Source organism: Bacteroides sp. OM05-12, assembly GCF_003438995.1.
GTDB lineage: Bacteria > Bacteroidota > Bacteroidia > Bacteroidales > Bacteroidaceae > Bacteroides.
This window is the reverse complement of sequence record NZ_QSUN01000016.1, coordinates 37,919-56,554: the sequence shown is the minus strand read 5'-3', so window position 1 is coordinate 56,554 and position 18,636 is coordinate 37,919. Positions and strand designations below refer to the sequence as shown.

The following is an 18,636-nucleotide window of genomic DNA, read 5'->3' as shown; positions in this document are numbered from 1 at the left end:
GAGTTTTTTTATACAGCAAAATGCAGTAAAAAGCAGTCTGAGCACATACAATTCCCTTATCAACAGTACATTTCCGCGTTCTACCCAAAGAAACATTAAGTTACATTTTCAATATATTATATAACTATTCCAAATACAGTTTGCATCATATCTGATACTTTTTGAGAAAATATTTCCAGTCCATATATGGATTATTTCATTATCTTTGCCCCCGTTATTCATCAAATATTGATTGATTATGACAACAAAAACAGTGAGGCACAATGTTCCTGCAGGGGGAATATATGTGTATGTGCGTAAGCACCAGGGTAAAAGTGAGTTAATAATCCTAAATGGAACCAATGATGCACAGGAATTACCGATACATCAGTACAAGGAAATCCTTGATGGTTCACAATACGGACAAGAACTCGTTAGCGGTAAAAAGATTGACTTAACAAAAAACATGCAATTAAATGCTCGTCAATCATTGATTATTGAATTATAGACCTCTGTATTTAAGCCGTTTCGTATCACAACGAAACGGCTTATTTTTAGCTCTCAATCCTCAACTCAAAAAGTCACCTGCACTGCAATCAATTGACAATCAAACACAAAGCTGCAAATAGTGATAAGGTGAAGACAGTTTAAAGTAAATTGCAAAACAGCTAATTTAGCGAAATAAGCAAACTAAAAACGCTCAAGGGAGCGTTGGCTAACGCTCCAGTAGCTGTAAGCTATCGCTCCCTTGAGTGTTAGACAACGCTCCCTTAGGTGATAAAAACACCCGGACGATTGAAGACAAACATACGGTCGTTTGATGGCAAACTCCTATCGTTTGCAAACAACCGACCGTATGTTTAATAACAAGTACCAGTAAGATGAAAACAAAAAATCCTACATCAGTCAGAAAACTTCCAAAAAGAAATCTCTAAAGATGTAGGAATATATGTTTATGAGTTTCGCTTATACGAATAGACTTACTTTACTAATTTATTGGTAGTAGAATCGGGAAAAACGATTGTCGGCTTAAAAGTCTTAGCTTCTTCAAAATCCATCATGGCATACGACATAATAATGACAATATCACCCACCTGAACTTTACGGGCAGCCGCCCCATTCAAACAAATCTTACCGGAACCTCGTTCTCCTTTTATAATATAAGTTTCAAAACGTTCCCCATTATTATTGTCTACGATATGAACTTTCTCTCCGGCAATCATATTCGCCGCATCCATTAAGTCCTCATCAATCGTTATACTACCCATGTAATTCAAATCAGCCTCCGTCACACGTACACAGTGTAATTTAGACTTTATCACTTCAATCATCATAAGGCTTAGTTTATTTAGTTATTCTTTATATTTGATATTATCTATCAAACGCACTTCACCGCAAAATACAGTTATGCACCCTACGGCATACGTTGTATCATCCCAGTTGGCAATACTTTGCAATGTATTTCCGTCCACAATCTCAAAATACTCAAGTTGCAATCCCTGCACCTTTCCTATTTCACTTTCAACAAACTGCAAAGTCTCTTCCACCGAATGATCGACAGCAAAGGTACGACTTTTATATAAAGTCTTCGATATATTTAAAGCTATTTCACGTTCTACGGTAGAAAGTCTTGCATTTCTGCTACTTAAAGCCAACCCATCCTCTTCACGTACAATAGGACATCCTACTATTTCCAAGTTATAATGCAACTGTTTCACCATTTTGCGAATGATAGCCAACTGCTGAAAATCTTTCTCACCGAAATAAGCACGATCCGGTCGTACCGCATCAAACAATTTACTAACAATCTGTGCCACACCGTTAAAATGTCCCGGACGGAACTTACCTTCCATGACAGTATCCAACGGAGAAAAACTAAAGACACGAGTATCAGGTTCCGGATACATCTCCTCCACAGAAGGAGCAAAAACGAAACTCGCTCCCACCGACTCCAACAATTCACAGTCAGCATCCAGTGTACGCGGATACTTGATTAAATCATTCTTATCATTAAACTGTGTAGGATTTACAAAAACGCTAACCACAGCCACATCGTTTTCCTCTACACAACGTTTAACCAACGAAGCATGCCCGGCATGCAAAGCACCCATCGTGGGAACCAACCCTACCTTTTTATTCTGAGCTTTCAAAGCCGACAATTCAGCTTGTAAGTCGCTGATAGTATGTACTAATTTCATTTCTATTCTAATGTTTATTCCTTGTTCCACAAAAAAACCGTGCAAAATAAACGATAATTTACCATATAAAGAAGAAATATTATAAATTAATGCAAAAGCTGACGATTTAAGATCAGCCTACAGTATCTATTTAAAGACTGAATAATAAGGAGTTAACATCTCCGTTCCAATTATTGCCTTAAGAAACTTGTATAAATGCGCTTTTTTTTTATTATCTTTGCAGAATATTTGAAGAGAAAGATATTATAAATGATGAAAGCTAACAAGGTTTTATTTATTACACAAGAAATTACTCCTTACGTTCCGGAATCAGAAATGGCCAATATCGGCAGATACCTTCCACAAGCTATTCAGGAGAAAGGTAGAGAGATAAGGACATTTATGCCTAAATGGGGGAATATCAATGAACGCAGAAACCAACTGCATGAAGTTATCCGCCTTTCAGGAATGAACCTTATCATTGATGACACGGACCATCCTCTTATCATAAAAGTGGCTTCCATCCAATCAGCAAGAATGCAAGTCTATTTCATCGATAATGACGACTATTTCCAGAACAGATTACAAAAGGTTGACGAAAACGATGTCGAATACGAAGATAATGACAGCCGTGCAATCTTCTATGCCAGAGGAGTATTGGAAACAGTAAAAAAACTACGTTGGTGTCCGGATATTATCCATTGTCACGGATGGATGACAGCATTAGCTCCTTTATATATAAAGAAAGCATATAAAGACGAACCGTCTTTTCGGGATTCAAAAGTGATTTTCTCTGTATATGAAGATGATTTTAAATCCAGCTTTAATAATGATTTTACGTCTAAATTACTATTAAAAGGCATTGAAGAAGATAATTTAAAATCAATAAATAAACCGGTTGACTACACCGAACTAATAAAATTGGCAATCTCCTATTCCGACGGAGTAATTCAAAACAGTGAATCGGTGAACCAAGATGTCATGAAATTCGCAAATGAGTCAGGTATTCCTATCCTTGATTATCAATCACCGGATAACTATATCGAGGCTTTTGACCAATTCTACGACCAAGTATGGGAAACTGAAAAGAAATAAATTCAAATCAGACAAATCAATGAAAATAAAATATTTGTGGGTAGCTTTACTCGCCCTTGTTCTTTTCGGATGCGATGACAATACCGGAAACTTAGGAGAAAGTATGATGCAGGACGGAGATAAAATCGAAGTCAAGAATGCGATATTTGAAGTTACAACCAGATCTATTTTGGCGGATTCTATATATGCCAGAACAAGCACTGCGTATTTAGGAAAATACACCGACCCGGACTTTGGCGTATTTGAAGCGGACTTTATGACTCAATTTAACTGTATAGATAACCTGACAATCAGATTAGATACAATTCCTGACAGTTTAATAGTCAAAGATTCCTATAAAGCACTTCTATATTTATACTACAATAAAAACGATTTCTACGGAGATTCAACCGCGCAAAACAAATTGGTCGTTTATGAGCTAAATAATTATCTACAAAGTAATAAAGACTATTATTATTCAGCTGTCGATCCTGAGAAATATTATAATCCTGCTTCACAACCATTAGGAAGTAAATATTATACGATTAAAGATATGTCGGTAAAAGATTCCTTATGGAACACTTACTATTCATATTCTATAAGAACCGACCTATCCAAGGAGTTAGCAAACAGAATTATAGAAGCGAATAAAAATAACCCTGGTTATTTCGCAAACTCAGAGTCTTTTATCCAAAATGTATTCAAAGGAGTTTATGTCAAACATGAAAGTGGCGACGGAAACATCCTTTATTTAAGTGATATGGATTTAATTCTAACAGCTGATATATATGGAACCGATACATTAGGGAATATAATCCGTGATAAAACAACTCGAGAACCTGACAAAGACTCCATAAAGGTAAAAAGTCTGGCAGTATTCTCCGCAACCAAAGAAGTCATTCAGGCAAACAGATTCCAAAATTCAGCAAAGCTCAAAGACTTAGTAGCCCAGAACAATTGGACTTATTTAAAAAGCCCTGCCGGAATTTTCACGGAAGCGACATTACCGATAGATCAAATAAATGCAGGAGAGTATGCCAAAGACACACTCAATTCAGTGCAATTAAGCTTTACTACCTACAACGAAACGGGAAGCAATCTCACACCGTATAAGATGCCTAAAGCCGGATATATCTTAATGGTACGCAAAAAAGAGATGTACTCTTTCTTTGAGAAGAATGAATTGTACGATAACAAAACATCTTATGTAACAACATTAGGTAGCAATAACATTTATAAATTCAGTAACATCAACAATTTAGTAAATGCTTGTATTGCTGAGAGAAAAGAAGGGGAAAGTAAAGATGCCGATTGGGTAAACAAGAATCCGGACTGGAATAAAATTGTATTAATACCGGTTAATATCACTCAAAGTTCGGGGACAGATCAGTCGGTAGTTGCCGTCAGCCATGATTTGAAACTTACAAGTGCCAAGCTGGAGGGTGGTTCGGAAGGAGAAAAGATCAATTTATACGTTACTTATACGACTTTCAAATAACAATAACATGATAATAAAAAAGCAGCTTTTAAAAGCTGCTTTTTTATTATACCTAAATGAGACTTTTTATTTTTCTTTCTTAGCCGGAGTTTTTTTAGCTTCTACAGCTTTAGGCTTTGCAACTTTTGCAGTAGCTTTAACTGTCGGCTTAACCTTCGGAGCAGAAGCTGATTTTGTCTTCTCCAACTTACTTTCAAGTTTATCCAGTTCTTTATGTAGCTCAACTAATTCTTCACCCTGATTTTTTATTGTAGTAAGTAAAGAGTTTAGTTCTTCATCATCCACATCTTCCGGATAAAGAGAATTCACACGATTAATAAAATCACCCAAAATATTCATATAATTCGTGAAAGCATCATAGGGAGAATCATATATTCCACGGTTTATTCCTACTCCGGAATTCTTTGTCGTCATAAAACGGAAATTATTGCTTGCTTGCAAATAATCCCAATCCTGCTTGATACGACGATCATCACATAAATGCACACGTTCCGCAACACTATAAAGTTTATTGAATGCCTCTCTTTGAAGAGGATTTCCAAGCCATGGACTAATGTCACGTTCTTCATCACACCAAGACATCGGATAAGGCACATCAATCTGTGATACAGACTTAAGCTTTCCAATAATCTCCGATGGAGTAGAGAAAGTTATGCCCTTAGCCTTTGCACAAGCCGGAAGAGCTTTCAAAAATTCAAGAATATTAGAAGAAAGGGGTTGAGCTACGCCTAACGCACTCAATTCCATAAAGATATTGATTACTTGCTCTTCTTGCGGCAATGCAGCAATCCAATCTACATACTTATCGGCAAATAACGGATATTCACTCCAATCCGCATTTGAGAAACGCAAACTGATATCATCCGATAGTTTGAAATCTCTCAATAATAATTTAAGGCTCGGAGCTTGATTACAATGGTACAAATAATGCGGGCTCTTCCAGCCAAGCACATGTTTAGCGCCTTCTGTCAACATGCCTTTAAATCCCATACCGGCTACAGTCGCACCAATCTCATCCGAATAAATCAGACTTGAATTACGGAATACTTTCGGCGCCTTGCCAAACAATTGCTTGATCTTATCACTCTGACGTTTCACTTCTTCACGGAAACAATCCTCATTAACAAGTGAGGATAAACCATGAGAGTAAGGTTCACATAAGAATTCACAACATCCGGTGTCATTTAATTGATTAAGCAAATCAATCACACAAGGGGCATGCATTTCCATTTGCTCTAACGCCACACCGGAAACAGACAAAGCCACTTTAAAAGCTCCATCCGAGTTTTTCACCATCTCAATCAATGCAGACAAAGCCGGTTTATAAGAGCGTTCCACAACATCGGACATTCCCGTTTCATTTGCATAATCATCATAATAATAATGGTCTGTGCCTATATCGAAGAAACGGTAACGTTTCAAGTGGACAATTTGATGAATCTCGAAATAAAGACAGATTGTTTTCATATCTATATTATTTTATTGTTATCTATAATTTTTCAAAATCTCGTCGTATATACCACGAACTTTATATCCTACATTCTCCCATTTGATATTATCGACTTCTTTTTTACCTTCCACCTTCAAATAGTCATACATAGCCGGATAAGTACAAATAGAATAAATGGCATCAGCCATTGCATGAATATCCCAATAATCTGTTTTAATACATTTGTCGAGAATCTCAGCACATCCTGATTGTTTAGATATGATAGTAGGCACACTGCATTGCATTGCCTCCAATGGGGAAATACCGAACGGTTCGGAAACCGACGGCATGATATAAACATCACTTGCTTTCAACACTTCATAAACCTGTTTTCCTTTCATAAAACCGGGGAAGTGAAAACGATCCGCAATGCCACGCTCTGCTGCCAGATGAATCATCTGTGTCATCATATCGCCACTACCTGCCATTACAAAACGGATATTCTTGGTCTTTGCCAATACCATCGCTGCCGCTTCCACAAAATATTCCGGGCCTTTCTGCATGGTAATACGTCCGAGGAATGTAACAATCTTCTCTTTCGGATTCCTCTTCGGCACTATATCCAAAATTTCTTGAGAAAGTGGAGATACGGCATTATGTACCGTAGATACTTTCTTCGGATCTTGGAAATACTTTTGAATTACAGTTTGTCGTGTCAATTCACTTACACACATGATATGATCCGCATGATCCATACCATTCTTTTCAATTGCATAAACAGTCGGGTTTACATTTCCACGACTACGGTCAAAATCCGTTGCATGCACATGGATAACTAACGGTTTACCGGAAACTTGCTTTGCATGGATACCGGCAGGATATGTCAACCAGTCATGAGAATGAATAATATCAAATTCCTGCTGACGTGCAACCACTCCCGCAACAATGGAATAGTTATTAATCTCCTCATGCAAATTATCCGGATAACGACCGGAGAACTCCATACAGCCAAGATCATTCGTGTTCATATAACTAAAATCAGCATAGATATGATCTCTCAAATCAAAATAATCCTGCGGATTCATATAGCTGCCCACGCGACCATTTACATAATCCCAATTTACATCTTTCCATACAATGGGAACGCTATTCATTCCCAATATTTTGAGAAAACTCTGATCCTCATCACCCCAAGGTTTCGGTATACAGAAAGTTATCTCCATATCTTCCTGCATGGACATACCTTTTGTCAATCCATAACTGGCAGTACCTAAACCACCTAAAATATGCGGAGGGAACTCCCATCCAAACATTAATACTTTCATATTCGTTCCTCCTCCTTATTGGTTATATCTACTCAAAAGCTTTAATATACGTAAGAACTCAGCAATATTCATTGCAAAAGATACAGCTCCACGCCCTTTGAAAGGAGGATTTCCATCAAATAATTCCGGAATAGAACCAATACAATGACGCGTCATCTCTTCTTCAAAGCCAATCAATTGGCGTTCCACAAACGAAATACCACTCATCTTATAAATACGTAAATAAGCCTCCATATAAAATCCCATTAGCCATGGCCATGCCGTACCCTGATGATAAGCATAGTCACGCTGAATCTGAGGACCGACATAATTAGGATTGTAACCTCCACTCTTGGGACTTAACGAACGTATTCCCTTGGGGGTTACCAATTCTCTCGTCACTATATCCAATACTTTTTTCTTCTGAGCCTGGTCAAGCGGAGAATAATCAAAAGCAACTGTAAATATCATATTCGGACGAACACTCCAATCCATCATGTTTCCATCCACATAATCGAATAAATAACCATATTCGTTACGGAATGTTTCAATAAATGATTCAGCTGCTTTAGCAGCCAAGCTATCCAACAGTTCGGCATAATCAGCATTACCGCCTTCACGGGATATTTCTGCCACGAAACGAAGAGCATTATACCATAATGCGTTAAATTCCACGATATATCCTGTACGGGGAATAACCGGATGTCCGTCAACCGTAGAATTCATCCATGTAATGGCTTTTTCTTTTCCGTTGGCATAAAGCAATCCGTTGTCATGCAAAAACAAATTATCATGTTTCTCCCTACGGATATATTCTATAATCTTTTCAAGCAGATCCCCGTACTTCTGTCGGCATTGCTCACGTGAGGTTGTTTTTGCATACTGCTGCAAACTCCATACCGCCCAAAGAAGCACATCAGGATGTTCCATCTCATAGATTTTACATTCGCTCGACCCGCTCTTAATAAAATTCCGGATGGCGACTTCCGCCGTTGCCATTGTCGATTCAAATTCATCAATTTCATCAATGGCCAGTGTAAGACCGGGCAAAGCAATGAACATATCCCGTGCACGGCAGTTAAACCATGGATAACCGGCTAAGATATAATGCTTATCTCCTTGTTTATTATGAAATTGATGAGCTGAATTTATCAGGCAATGCAAGAAACTGTCGCGCGGAGTACGATCATCCACTTCTTCTTGAAACACTTTCTTCAACTGACGCGTGTTTACTTCCGAAATTCCGGCAGAGAAGACTACGCTCTCGCCCTTTTTGATATCTACTTCAAAATATCCCGGAACATAAAGGTCTTCATTGAAATCATATCCCCTCTCCTGCTCCTTCGTATATTCGATGCCTCTGTACCAATTCGGTTCAAAATGAAATTCACACTTTTTGTTAAGTTGCATATATAATTCGGGATAACCCGGATACATACATGTTTTAATTCCGTTCTCCACTTCCTGATATTCCCGGCTGGCCTGTGCATTCTCGTGAGTATACTGCTTCACGCTACGGAAAGCAAGAAACGGACGAAAACGAAGTTTTGTCGCAGAATGCGCATCAACCAAAGTATAACGAATAAGAATACGGTTCTCGTGATGAACGAAAACCTTTTCCTTTTTCATTATTACTCCGCCGACACGATATGTAGTTGTTGGAACTTTCTCACAATCAAACTCACGAATATACTTATGACCGTTGGGACTGTAATTATTACCCTGATACTTATGAAGCCCAAGATTGAACTCCGCACCATGCTGAATAACAGTCTCATCGAGCGAAGACAGAAGCACATGGTTCTCGTCATCCAGTTCAGGAACAGGAATAACCAGCAGTCCATGGTATTTTCTGGTATTGCAATCTACAACCGTAGTGCAATGATAGGCTCCCGATCTGTTTGTGCGGAGAATCTCTCTTTGCAAGGATTCTTCCAAGTTCACCATCAGAGTCTTATCAAATCGTAAATAGCTCATAGCTGTGCATATTTTAAGGTTAAAATTTTACTTTAATATACCCTACAACCATTTGTAGTGCCTCAAAAATAGTAATTATAACACAAAAGCAAAATTAATTACCTGATTATTTTTTATTTTTTCCGCAAATATTCGTAGCATTGCAGAAATATTTATAAGAACAATAGTATGAAACCCGAAATACGCCGTATTTTACTAGCAATGGTTATCCCTCTTTTCTTTATTTTCATCCTTTACATGATAAAAGTCTTGGAAACGGGTATGGATTGGGACTTCACCCGACTGGGGGTTTACCCCATGGAGAAAAAAGGAGTATTTGGTATTTTTGCGCATCCATTGGTACATGCCAGCTTTAAACATCTATTTGCCAACACAATACCTTTACTTTTTCTATTATGGTGTTTATTCTATTTCTACAAGGATTTAGGAGCCCTGATCTTTTTCTTTGTATGGATTCTAGGAGGCATCATCACCTTTATCATCGGGAAACCGGGTTGGCACGTCGGTGCAAGCGGATTAATCTACGGTCTTGCTTTCTTCCTGTTTTTTAGTGGTATCATTCGCAAACACGTACCACTTATAGCAGTGTCTTTGCTGGTTACTTTCCTCTATGGAGGGCTTGTGTGGGATATGCTTCCATTCTTTGCCAGAGATTCGGTTTCCTGGGAGGGCCATCTTGGCGGAGCCATCGCAGGTATGGTAGCTTCTGTACTTTTTGCCGGCAAAGGCCCGCAAAAGCCGGATCCGTTTGCTGACGAAGAAGATGAAGAGGAAGAAGAAAATGAGAAGAAAGACAGTGACTGTGAAAATGAAAATACTTCACCAAGTAACATTGTCTAACTTGTGTACTCTCAGAGCAATAATTACCTATAAGTTTCATCCTTCAGTTTGCTAATTTCACTCTGATAATGAATGAGTTGCCCTGAAAGATAGAATCATTCAGCACATAGACTCATCATTCATCTTCGGCTGAATCTTTTTCCTAAGAAAGGTTCAGGATAACAATCTGATAATCAATCATAAATTAGTAAACTGAAAGATTGAAGGTTATTTGAGGACAATTCGTTTTTTATACTGTATTTCACTTATAAACACCTTGATGTTTTTAAAAAACATCAGGTCGTTTGAAAAAAACATAGGGTTGATTGAAAAAAACATCAGGTCGTTTGTTAACAAAGATACGGTCGATTGTTTGCAAACGATAGGAGTTTGCAGACAATCGACCGTATGCTGAACAACAGGTGTCACCAACCCACAAAGAGATAAGCCCAAACGAATAAATAACACATGATTTTATAAAAAATCCGATTTATGCTTATCCCCGATAATTATTGGGGAAGCCCGGTTTTAATGTCCGTAGAGAATTCAAAACCGTTTGATACTTCTCCTATATTCTTTCCTTTCACATTTTTAAATTGTAAGTTAGAATAAAACGCTTTACCCTTTGCACGAGAAAAATACACACCGTCTCCTTGTGTCCCATCAATTAGAATATTCTCCAGATAAAGCTGATCTATTTTTTTTCTATTCTTACAGCCAATGAAAATAGCCACATCCTTTGAATTAAAAATATCAATATTAGAGAACTTCACATGATGAAGATCATACTGCAAATAACTGGTTATATGTATCGCCCCTGATGCACTCCCGTTAATGATGTCACCACTGACTCCCAGTATTCCTTTTGGACATCCCGCTCTATAAACAGAGATATTATCATACACAATAAAATCCTCGTCACTAAACTCCCTGCCCGGAAAATCTGTAGTTACCCGCAAACCGGCCTCCATAGGGTCAATGACAACAAGGTTTTGAGCTTTATGACCTTTTCCACCGAAAAAACCGACACTGGATGCACGCCAGTTATTTTCCGCAGTACAATATCGATAGGTTATATACTCACACATCTTATGGCCTCGTGACCATGATGCCATGTCATCATCTCCGTTGTTACGGAAGCTGCAATACTCTACGAAAGAATTCCGACTTCCAAAAGACAAATTTATCCCATCGGCATAATTATTCCGAAAACGGCAATGCGATACTCTCAGGCGATCAGTCCCATCAATCCAGCCTCCACATTCAAAATGTTCTACCCAAACATTTTTAATAACAGAATTAGCCCCAAAGCTGCCCATCAGGCCTTTCCCTACCTGATAATTGGAATTATCATTATAATATCTCTTATTATTTACAGTATTGAGATACAAACCTTCCAAAACTATATTATCAGCATCGGCCTCAATGCCTCTTTTATTATAAGTCTGTTTATTATCCGAAGAAGCCGAAAAGTAAATTTCCGTATACCACATACCGGCTCCTATTACTTTTGTATTCGGTCGCGAAATAGAAATACGCTCCTCTACATCATATTTCCCGGCCGGAATATAGATTGTTCTTCCACCATTCTTTGCTATAAACTGATCAAGCCTCCCTTCAGAAGGAAGATACATGACTTTATTTGCATCTTGTATGGATTCAAACGTTACAGCTTCAGGAACGGCTTCCAACTCTACAAAATCTATTGTATACGGAATTTGATTATCATCCGTTTTCACCAACTTGAAGCTGCCTCCATCAGGAATCTTACGGTCTAATCTGACATGCATCTCATCAAAACGCATTCTGGCAAATTTGTTGCCGGCGGGAATATTATCAGGATACGTTTGTCCTTTCTTCAACGCATACTGCCATGCCCAATAAGAGTCCAAAACTATGTCTTGTACATATTCATTATTTACATATAAAGCCAAAGTGCCTTTTGTTCCTTTACCGTCTTCACCATCCGGCAGGGAAAAACGAATGGTGAGTCCGTCAGCCGCTTCATCATTTGCCCATTGAACAAATGATCCCTTTTCAATCAATTGGGCTGCCATCTGATTAGATGCTTCACTCTGCAATTCCGTCTGAATATAAGTGGGGTTCAGGAATAATGCACTACCCGAGCATTTCCCGGATTCGGCCTCATACCTTTTATACGGTCGGTTATAATACCCACGCTCTTTATCATCGTCAGGAAACACAACACTTTGAGCCGCAACTTTCCCTATAGGAACCAAAATTGTGATCAACAGCACAATTAACAGATATCTATCCTTCATACTTATCTATGGATTAAGAAAAAGACAATAACATAACACCATAAAAACAGCAACCATTTCTGTCATTCAGAATAATATACCTCATATATTTTCCGTCTATGATTTATCATTCAATTCCGAATGACTAATGATCGCGCTTTTATTTAAGTTATATCAGACTATAATCTTTTGATTAATAATTTCCTGATTGCTTAATATTACCGTTATATCTTTCTATCTCCGTTTTAGGAATAGGCTGTACATAACAGTCAATACCTCTCCAAATCAAAGAGCCGTTTCTATTATTTTTAAAATACTTCATTTCCTGTTCTCCTATTTCCCAACGTCGTATGTCAAACCACCATTGACCTTCGGCAAATAGCTCTGCCCAACGTTCATACTTCAAAGGATCATTTGCCAAATGGTCATCCGGTTCAGCTTTCGTCCGGTCAGTCAAACTTGTATAATCTATCGGAGAAGGTTGGTCTATCGGATAATCATAAGCACGACGATGTATTTTATTAATATATTCCAATGCAGTAGACGGGTCTGAATCTTTCAGAACTTCAGCATACAGTAAATAAATATCAGCCAAACGTATGATTGGATAATTCGCCGGACTGCTAAAATTCAGCTGATTTTCGAAGCCTTCGCGATTCGTGAATTTCTTATGGTTCCATGATAATATATCCGGCTGGTTATTCATACCCGGTGATCTATCATAAAATGTCACCTTTCCTTTAGAATCCTTCATTGTATCCACATAAGGTTGCCCCGCGCTGATATACAAACGAGGATCGGCTTCTTTATTTTGGCGAATTTCCAAACTTCTTTGATAATAAGCAGGATCAATGATATACGGCAAATTCGTAATAGAACGAGGATCACCACTTTTAAAATCGGGATTCTTTATTCTATTGCCTGGAGCACCCAATCCGAAACCAAAACGACGAACATTCTTATCGTGAACATAATTATTACCCCAACCTCCGGTGGAATTGGTTATTATATCATATTCCGTAGTAGACGGTCTATCACGAAAATCAAGATTAAGCGGCCACGGAGCAAAAACCATCGGCATACCACTACCAGTTGTAAATCCACCCCAAGGACCATTCTGCTTATCATTCATCGTCATATCGATCTCATACAGTGATTCTTCGTTAAACTCATACGCTTCATCTGCATAAAACATATTCGAATAAACGGAATAAGGAACCAGTTTCTTCCCACTATTATTGATAATATCTTCGAGTATGGGCTTTGCCTCAACCGGACGCCTTGCCTGCATATATACTTTAGCTAAAAGACCTTTTGCCGCCCACTCAGTAGCACGGGTAGGATCACTATTGTGACCTTTCAATAAAGAAATCGCATCCTTTAAAGTTTCTATCACAAAATCCCAAGTCTGTTCGGTCGTCGCACGTTGCGGCATCATCTCATCAAGAGCTTTAGGAACCTTGTCTATCAAGGGCAATCCCAATCCATCTTTCTTACTTTCGATTTCAAAGAATATTTGTCCATGCCAATATGCTAAAGCACGATTAAATAATGCTTGTCCCTTCATAAAATCCAAAGCGGCAGCTTCATTCTCTACAGCATAATGTTCACGATAATCAGCGATACCTTCTAAAGCTGCATTAGACAGCTCTATCCATCGCAACACATCGCAATAAGTTTGAGCATTATATTCGCAATCCGTATCGGTATTATTGCTCATCTGATTCGCCCTACTATCATAGGTCGCATCCGTATTGGAAGTATTATCATAAAGATAAACCCCCATCGGAAACCAATAAAAAGTATACAATCCTTTTGTATGACTTCCGGCATAACTTGCATTCAACATTAAATCTACCTGATCTAAAGTCGTCGGAAATATATCAGGAGATATAGAGCCTTTATCTGTGACTTCAAAGAAATCTGAACATCCTACTAAAGTCGTAGCCAGAAAAGCTGTGTATATAAATCGATTAATCTTATTCTTCATAATAATTCGTTATTTCTTATTGTGATTAACTAAAAGGTCAAATCTATACCAAATGAAATCAAACGGGAAGGTAAATAACGGTCATATCTATCTACTCCACGTTCCAAAACACTTTGACTGCCACTATTCGAAGTTCCGGCTATTTCAGGATCGATACCGGAATATTTTGTAATAGTAAACAAGTTAGATGCACTGAAATATACACGAACATTCTCTATTGAGGCTTTCTTCAACAAATTCTTAGGTAGAGAATAACCAAAAACAAGATTTTTCAATTTCAGATAATTACCACTTTCTACCCAAAATGAAGATACTGTGGAATAATTCTGGCTAGGATCTCCCACCCATTGGTTCTCTTCATCAAATGTCCCGCAACGCGGCATATCCGTCAAACCGTTCTCACCAAAGAATGAATTCTTGAAAATATCTTTTGTGGTATTGCCGTCATCACCGAAATTCTGCGTATACCTTTTTACTCCATTATAAATATCAAAGCCTGTAGCCCCTTGGAAAAGTAGCGCTAAATCAAAGCCTTTATATTCTAATTTGAGATTAATGCCATAAAACATTTTAGGCCAAGGATTACCGATATACGTCTGACAACTTTCATCAACATAACCTTTTCCACAATCATCATAAATCAAATCCCCTACACCTGTTTTTTCTTTCCAATAATAATTCCGGCCCATGGCCTGAGCCTTAGCATTATATTCATCAACCTGCTCCTGACTCTGGAAGATTCCAACAGCCTTATAGCCGTAAAGTAATCCCATCGCCTTACCATTTTCAGTACGATTTATACCATATACCAACGGAGCAGCTCCTTCTTCACCTAACTGACGAACTTTATTTCTATTGAAAGAAGCATTAACACCAACCATATAATTAAATCCGCCTCTACGGTCATTCCAAGTTACAGAGATTTCATGCCCTATATTTTCCACTTTACCTATATTAATCGGCATCTTGGTATTCATATCAGTATAATAACCTATACCGCTTGCCAATGGTACGATACGCCAATAAAGCATATCTTTGGTTTGGCGATTATAATAGTCATAAGTCACTGTCAATCTATTATTCAGGAATCCGAGGTCAACTCCAATATCCGTCTGATGCACTTCTTCCCATTTTATTTTCTCATTTGGCACTTTAAAGTTCGCCCAACCTTGTACTTGTCCTTTGCCTCCAAAGTCATATACAATCTGGTCACCTACATAGGCTTCTTCATACAAAAACTGTGCAATACCGTCATTACCTAAGATACCCCAGCTGGCTCGCAGTTTAGCATTGGAGAGCCAAGACAAATTATTCTTAATAAAAGATTCTTCACTCATTCTCCATGCTCCATTGACGGAAGGGAACGTACCCCAACGATTTTTAGGACCGAATCTATCCGAACCGTCTCTACGCAAATTAGCAGTAAGAAGATATTTTCCCATATAAGAATAATTGATTCGACCGAAGAAAGACATAGCTCTGCCCACTCCTATAAAGTCTGAAGCTGTTTTATCGGGATTGGAAGAAAGATTCAATGATTCTGCTATCTTAACAGGAAAATCATTCGCATTTGTCGTTATATTATAGCCGTCATATTTCGTAGCCTCCGTACCGATCATCACTTTAATGCCATGATCTCCAAATGTCCTGTCATAAGTTAAAGTCGCATTATAAGTCAGCTCCTGAGAAGTTCCGGCTTTAGCCTGCATCCATTCATTTTCTGTAACAGCTCTAAAATTAAAGGCTTCGGAAAATGCATTATTAGAGAATCCGTAAAACTTTCCGGCTGCGTTTATTTTAAAGTCCAGTCCCTTGATAATATTAACATTAGCATAAACCAATGCGTTCAAGCTATAATTGTTATCTCTATAATGATAAGTCATTTCATTTCCATAAAGATTAGGACCATTCAAATAAGAAGGGGTCATGGAAAATTTTCCATCTTCATCCACCGGCTTCATTGTAGGAACCGTACGAAACGGCATTGCATTTGTATATACAGAATATACTTTAGCCGGATTATTTTTTCTCAAATTACCATATAAAGATGTACCGATTGTTACATGCTTATTTATTGTATAATCGAAATTAGTTCGAAGTGAGAAACGGTCTGCTTTTGTGTCCAGAAAAACACCTTCCTCACTATAATAGCCACCGGACAAAAAGAAATTTGATTTCTTTGTAGAGCCGGATATTGAAATATTATACTCTTGTTCTATGCCCGTATCATACATCACATCCATCCAATCAACATCCGGTAATTCCGATTTATCTCCTACGCCTTCAAAACTTAGAATATCTGCTCCTTGATAACCTTTGGCACGGATGAAATCATCTCTGTTCAGCAGCTTAATATCAGTATAAATATTACGGATTCCAAATCGCGCATTGGCGTTTATTGTAGTTTTTTCTCCTTGTGAGCCACGTTTTGTTGTAATAAGGATAACACCTCCGGCAGCCTGTGCACCATAAATAGCGCATGAACCCGCATCTTTTAAGATTTCAATAGACTCCACATCACGCATATTGAACTCAAAACCTGTACCTTGTTTCACGCCGTCGACAATGTACAAAGGAGACATTCCATTTACTGAAGCCGCACCGCGAATTATAATATCCGGAGTCTCTCCCGGCGAACCGCTTCCTTTAGTTACCATTACTCCGGCAGCCATACCCGTAAGAGCCTCTGCTATACTTTTGGCTGAGAAATCTTTTATTTCATCGGACTTGACCGTAGTTATTGCCCCGGTTAATTCCGAACGCTTTTGAGTTCCATATCCAACAACGACAACCTCATCCAATGCCTGATAATCCTCTTTTAGCACTACGTTATAAACATTCTTGGAAGCAATAACTTTTTCCTGATAAGGAGCATAACCAAGATAAGTCACTTTAATTGTACTCCCCACAGGCACTGTCAAAACAAATTTACCGTCAATATCAGTTACAACTCCGGTAGTAGTGCCCACAACACTGACAGCAGCCCCTATAACAATCTCATTATTAGAATCAAATACAGTTCCTGAAATTCTTTTCCCATTTGTCTGTGCATAAGTTTGAATAAAAGCCAAACTACAAAAACCGACAATCAGAAAAAGAAATAATCTTAATTTGTTTTTCATATACTCAATTATTGGGTTAATAAAGATATACTAAGAAAGCATTATAGAATACTTTACTTAGAATATCATAACATACTAATCAAAGTAAGCAAAGTTAATATTTCAAACTTTGCTTATCTAAAAATCCTGAAACAACCTATTTACCTTTTTTAGTTCAATATTTTATTAGACTCTGATGTTCCGTCCGCTCTGACTATTCTCTCAATATAAAGTCCCTTTACCGGAGCAACAGCTAGTTTTTGTCCTACCATATTATAATATTCATACCCTACAACCGGAGAAGAGGATACTGTTTTGCTACCAATAGCCGTAGGAACTACACCCGGAGCAGCATATCCTTGCCAATCATTAAAGCCTCCGGGGAAGAAGTTAGAATCATCATAATCATTTTTATAAAATTCATCACCTGTTTTAGTACCGGTATACGGAAGGGTAACTGTAGATACAGCAACAGGCATTGCCAATTGCCACCATTCTTTTCCCCATTCTACTCCTTCCCAGCCAAAACCGAAAACATTACAATAAACTTCAGTAACAGTACCGGCAACCGTAGCTAAATAACTTCCATCTTCCTGCAAACCTAACATAGGCTCAAGGGCTCTGGTTTTTATGAATTGCTTAAGATTAAATGTTGCACCATAGATATTGCCTTTAATCTTTATTAAACGCGCATCACATGTTCCTTGATCTGAATAATTAGTCCAAAATGTACATCCTACAGACCTTGTAATACCAGCGGGAGCACTGGCAATCCAATCTACCAAAGGAGTACCAGTTATATCCAGAGCATAAACAAATGTTTCATCTATCTCAAAATTTACATCTTCGGCAAATTTACCATTTGCATAATCCCACTGAATAATCATGTGACCATCCTTTACCGGGTTATTTAAAACCGGATCTTGCGCATTAGCAAACGTACCCACTGATAATGCCGCCAATAACATAGTAAAATTCTTCATTTTCATAACTATTAAATTTTAAAGTGAATAAATCGGTTAAAAAA

Annotated in this window: 13 protein-coding genes; 4 read left to right on the top strand and 9 right to left on the bottom strand. The window is 38.0% G+C overall.

All coding sequences use genetic code 11. From position 1 onward, the window contains the following. Nucleotides 1-238 precede the first annotated feature (238 nt). Entirely contained in the window at nucleotides 239-487 is a 249-nt protein-coding gene (locus DXB63_RS12385; protein ID WP_122126737.1) for a cyclomaltodextrinase C-terminal domain-containing protein, read from the top strand. A 472-nt stretch (nucleotides 488-959) separates the two neighbouring features. Here the strand turns inward: DXB63_RS12385 and panD are convergent, their stop codons facing one another. Together panD and panC are read right to left on the bottom strand one after the other, a co-directional pair. Further along, entirely contained in the window at nucleotides 960-1,313 is a 354-nt protein-coding gene (panD, locus tag DXB63_RS12380) for an aspartate 1-decarboxylase (RefSeq protein WP_122126736.1), read from the bottom strand. 18 nt (nucleotides 1,314-1,331) lie between these two features. Beyond that, the gene (panC, locus tag DXB63_RS12375) at nucleotides 1,332-2,177 is read right to left on the bottom strand and encodes a pantoate--beta-alanine ligase (protein WP_122126735.1); all 846 of its coding nucleotides are present in this window, start codon (nucleotides 2,175-2,177) and stop codon (nucleotides 1,332-1,334) included. Nucleotides 2,178-2,426: 249 nt separating this feature from the next. On the opposite strand from panC, the gene DXB63_RS12370 reads away from it, so the two are divergent. Together DXB63_RS12370 and DXB63_RS12365 are read left to right on the top strand one after the other, a co-directional pair. Further along, nucleotides 2,427-3,251 carry a glycogen/starch synthase gene (locus DXB63_RS12370; protein ID WP_122126734.1) on the top strand — a complete coding sequence of 275 codons (825 nt, stop codon included), beginning with the start codon at nucleotides 2,427-2,429 and terminating at the stop codon, nucleotides 3,249-3,251. A 19-nt stretch (nucleotides 3,252-3,270) separates the two neighbouring features. After that, nucleotides 3,271-4,728: a DUF4270 domain-containing protein gene (locus tag DXB63_RS12365; RefSeq protein ID WP_158563679.1), complete on the top strand. Its 1,458-nt coding sequence runs from the start codon at nucleotides 3,271-3,273 to the stop codon at nucleotides 4,726-4,728. Nucleotides 4,729-4,794: 66 nt separating this feature from the next. Here DXB63_RS12365 and DXB63_RS12360 read toward each other — a convergent pair whose 3' ends face one another. From DXB63_RS12360 to DXB63_RS12350, 3 genes are read right to left on the bottom strand one after another with little or no spacing between them, the layout of a single operon-like run. Then, the gene (locus DXB63_RS12360; RefSeq protein WP_122126732.1) at nucleotides 4,795-6,195 is read right to left on the bottom strand and encodes an alpha-amylase; all 1,401 of its coding nucleotides are present in this window, start codon (nucleotides 6,193-6,195) and stop codon (nucleotides 4,795-4,797) included. 18 nt (nucleotides 6,196-6,213) lie between these two features. Beyond that, nucleotides 6,214-7,482 carry a glycosyltransferase gene (locus DXB63_RS12355; RefSeq protein WP_122126731.1) on the bottom strand — a complete coding sequence of 423 codons (1,269 nt, stop codon included), beginning with the start codon at nucleotides 7,480-7,482 and terminating at the stop codon, nucleotides 6,214-6,216. A gap of 15 nt (nucleotides 7,483-7,497) precedes the next feature. Next, nucleotides 7,498-9,438 carry a glycogen debranching enzyme N-terminal domain-containing protein gene (locus tag DXB63_RS12350; protein ID WP_122126730.1) on the bottom strand — a complete coding sequence of 647 codons (1,941 nt, stop codon included), beginning with the start codon at nucleotides 9,436-9,438 and terminating at the stop codon, nucleotides 7,498-7,500. Nucleotides 9,439-9,606: 168 nt separating this feature from the next. Between DXB63_RS12350 and DXB63_RS12345 the strand changes: the two genes are divergently transcribed. Continuing rightward, entirely contained in the window at nucleotides 9,607-10,278 is a 672-nt protein-coding gene (locus tag DXB63_RS12345; protein WP_122126729.1) for a rhomboid family intramembrane serine protease, read from the top strand. A gap of 488 nt (nucleotides 10,279-10,766) precedes the next feature. Here the strand turns inward: DXB63_RS12345 and DXB63_RS12340 are convergent, their stop codons facing one another. From DXB63_RS12340 to DXB63_RS12325, 4 genes are all read right to left on the bottom strand, one after another. Further along, nucleotides 10,767-12,539, bottom strand: a complete 1,773-nt coding sequence (locus DXB63_RS12340) for a glycosyl hydrolase family 28-related protein (RefSeq protein ID WP_122126728.1) — start codon at nucleotides 12,537-12,539, stop codon at nucleotides 10,767-10,769. Nucleotides 12,540-12,711: 172 nt separating this feature from the next. Next, nucleotides 12,712-14,508 carry a RagB/SusD family nutrient uptake outer membrane protein gene (locus DXB63_RS12335; RefSeq protein ID WP_122126727.1) on the bottom strand — a complete coding sequence of 599 codons (1,797 nt, stop codon included), beginning with the start codon at nucleotides 14,506-14,508 and terminating at the stop codon, nucleotides 12,712-12,714. A gap of 29 nt (nucleotides 14,509-14,537) precedes the next feature. Beyond that, a complete protein-coding gene (locus DXB63_RS12330; protein ID WP_122126726.1) occupies nucleotides 14,538-17,630 on the bottom strand; it encodes a TonB-dependent receptor in 3,093 nt (1,030 codons plus the stop codon). Between the two features lie 149 nt (nucleotides 17,631-17,779). After that, a complete protein-coding gene (locus DXB63_RS12325; RefSeq protein ID WP_122126725.1) occupies nucleotides 17,780-18,598 on the bottom strand; it encodes a hypothetical protein in 819 nt (272 codons plus the stop codon). Nucleotides 18,599-18,636: the final 38 nt, after the last annotated feature.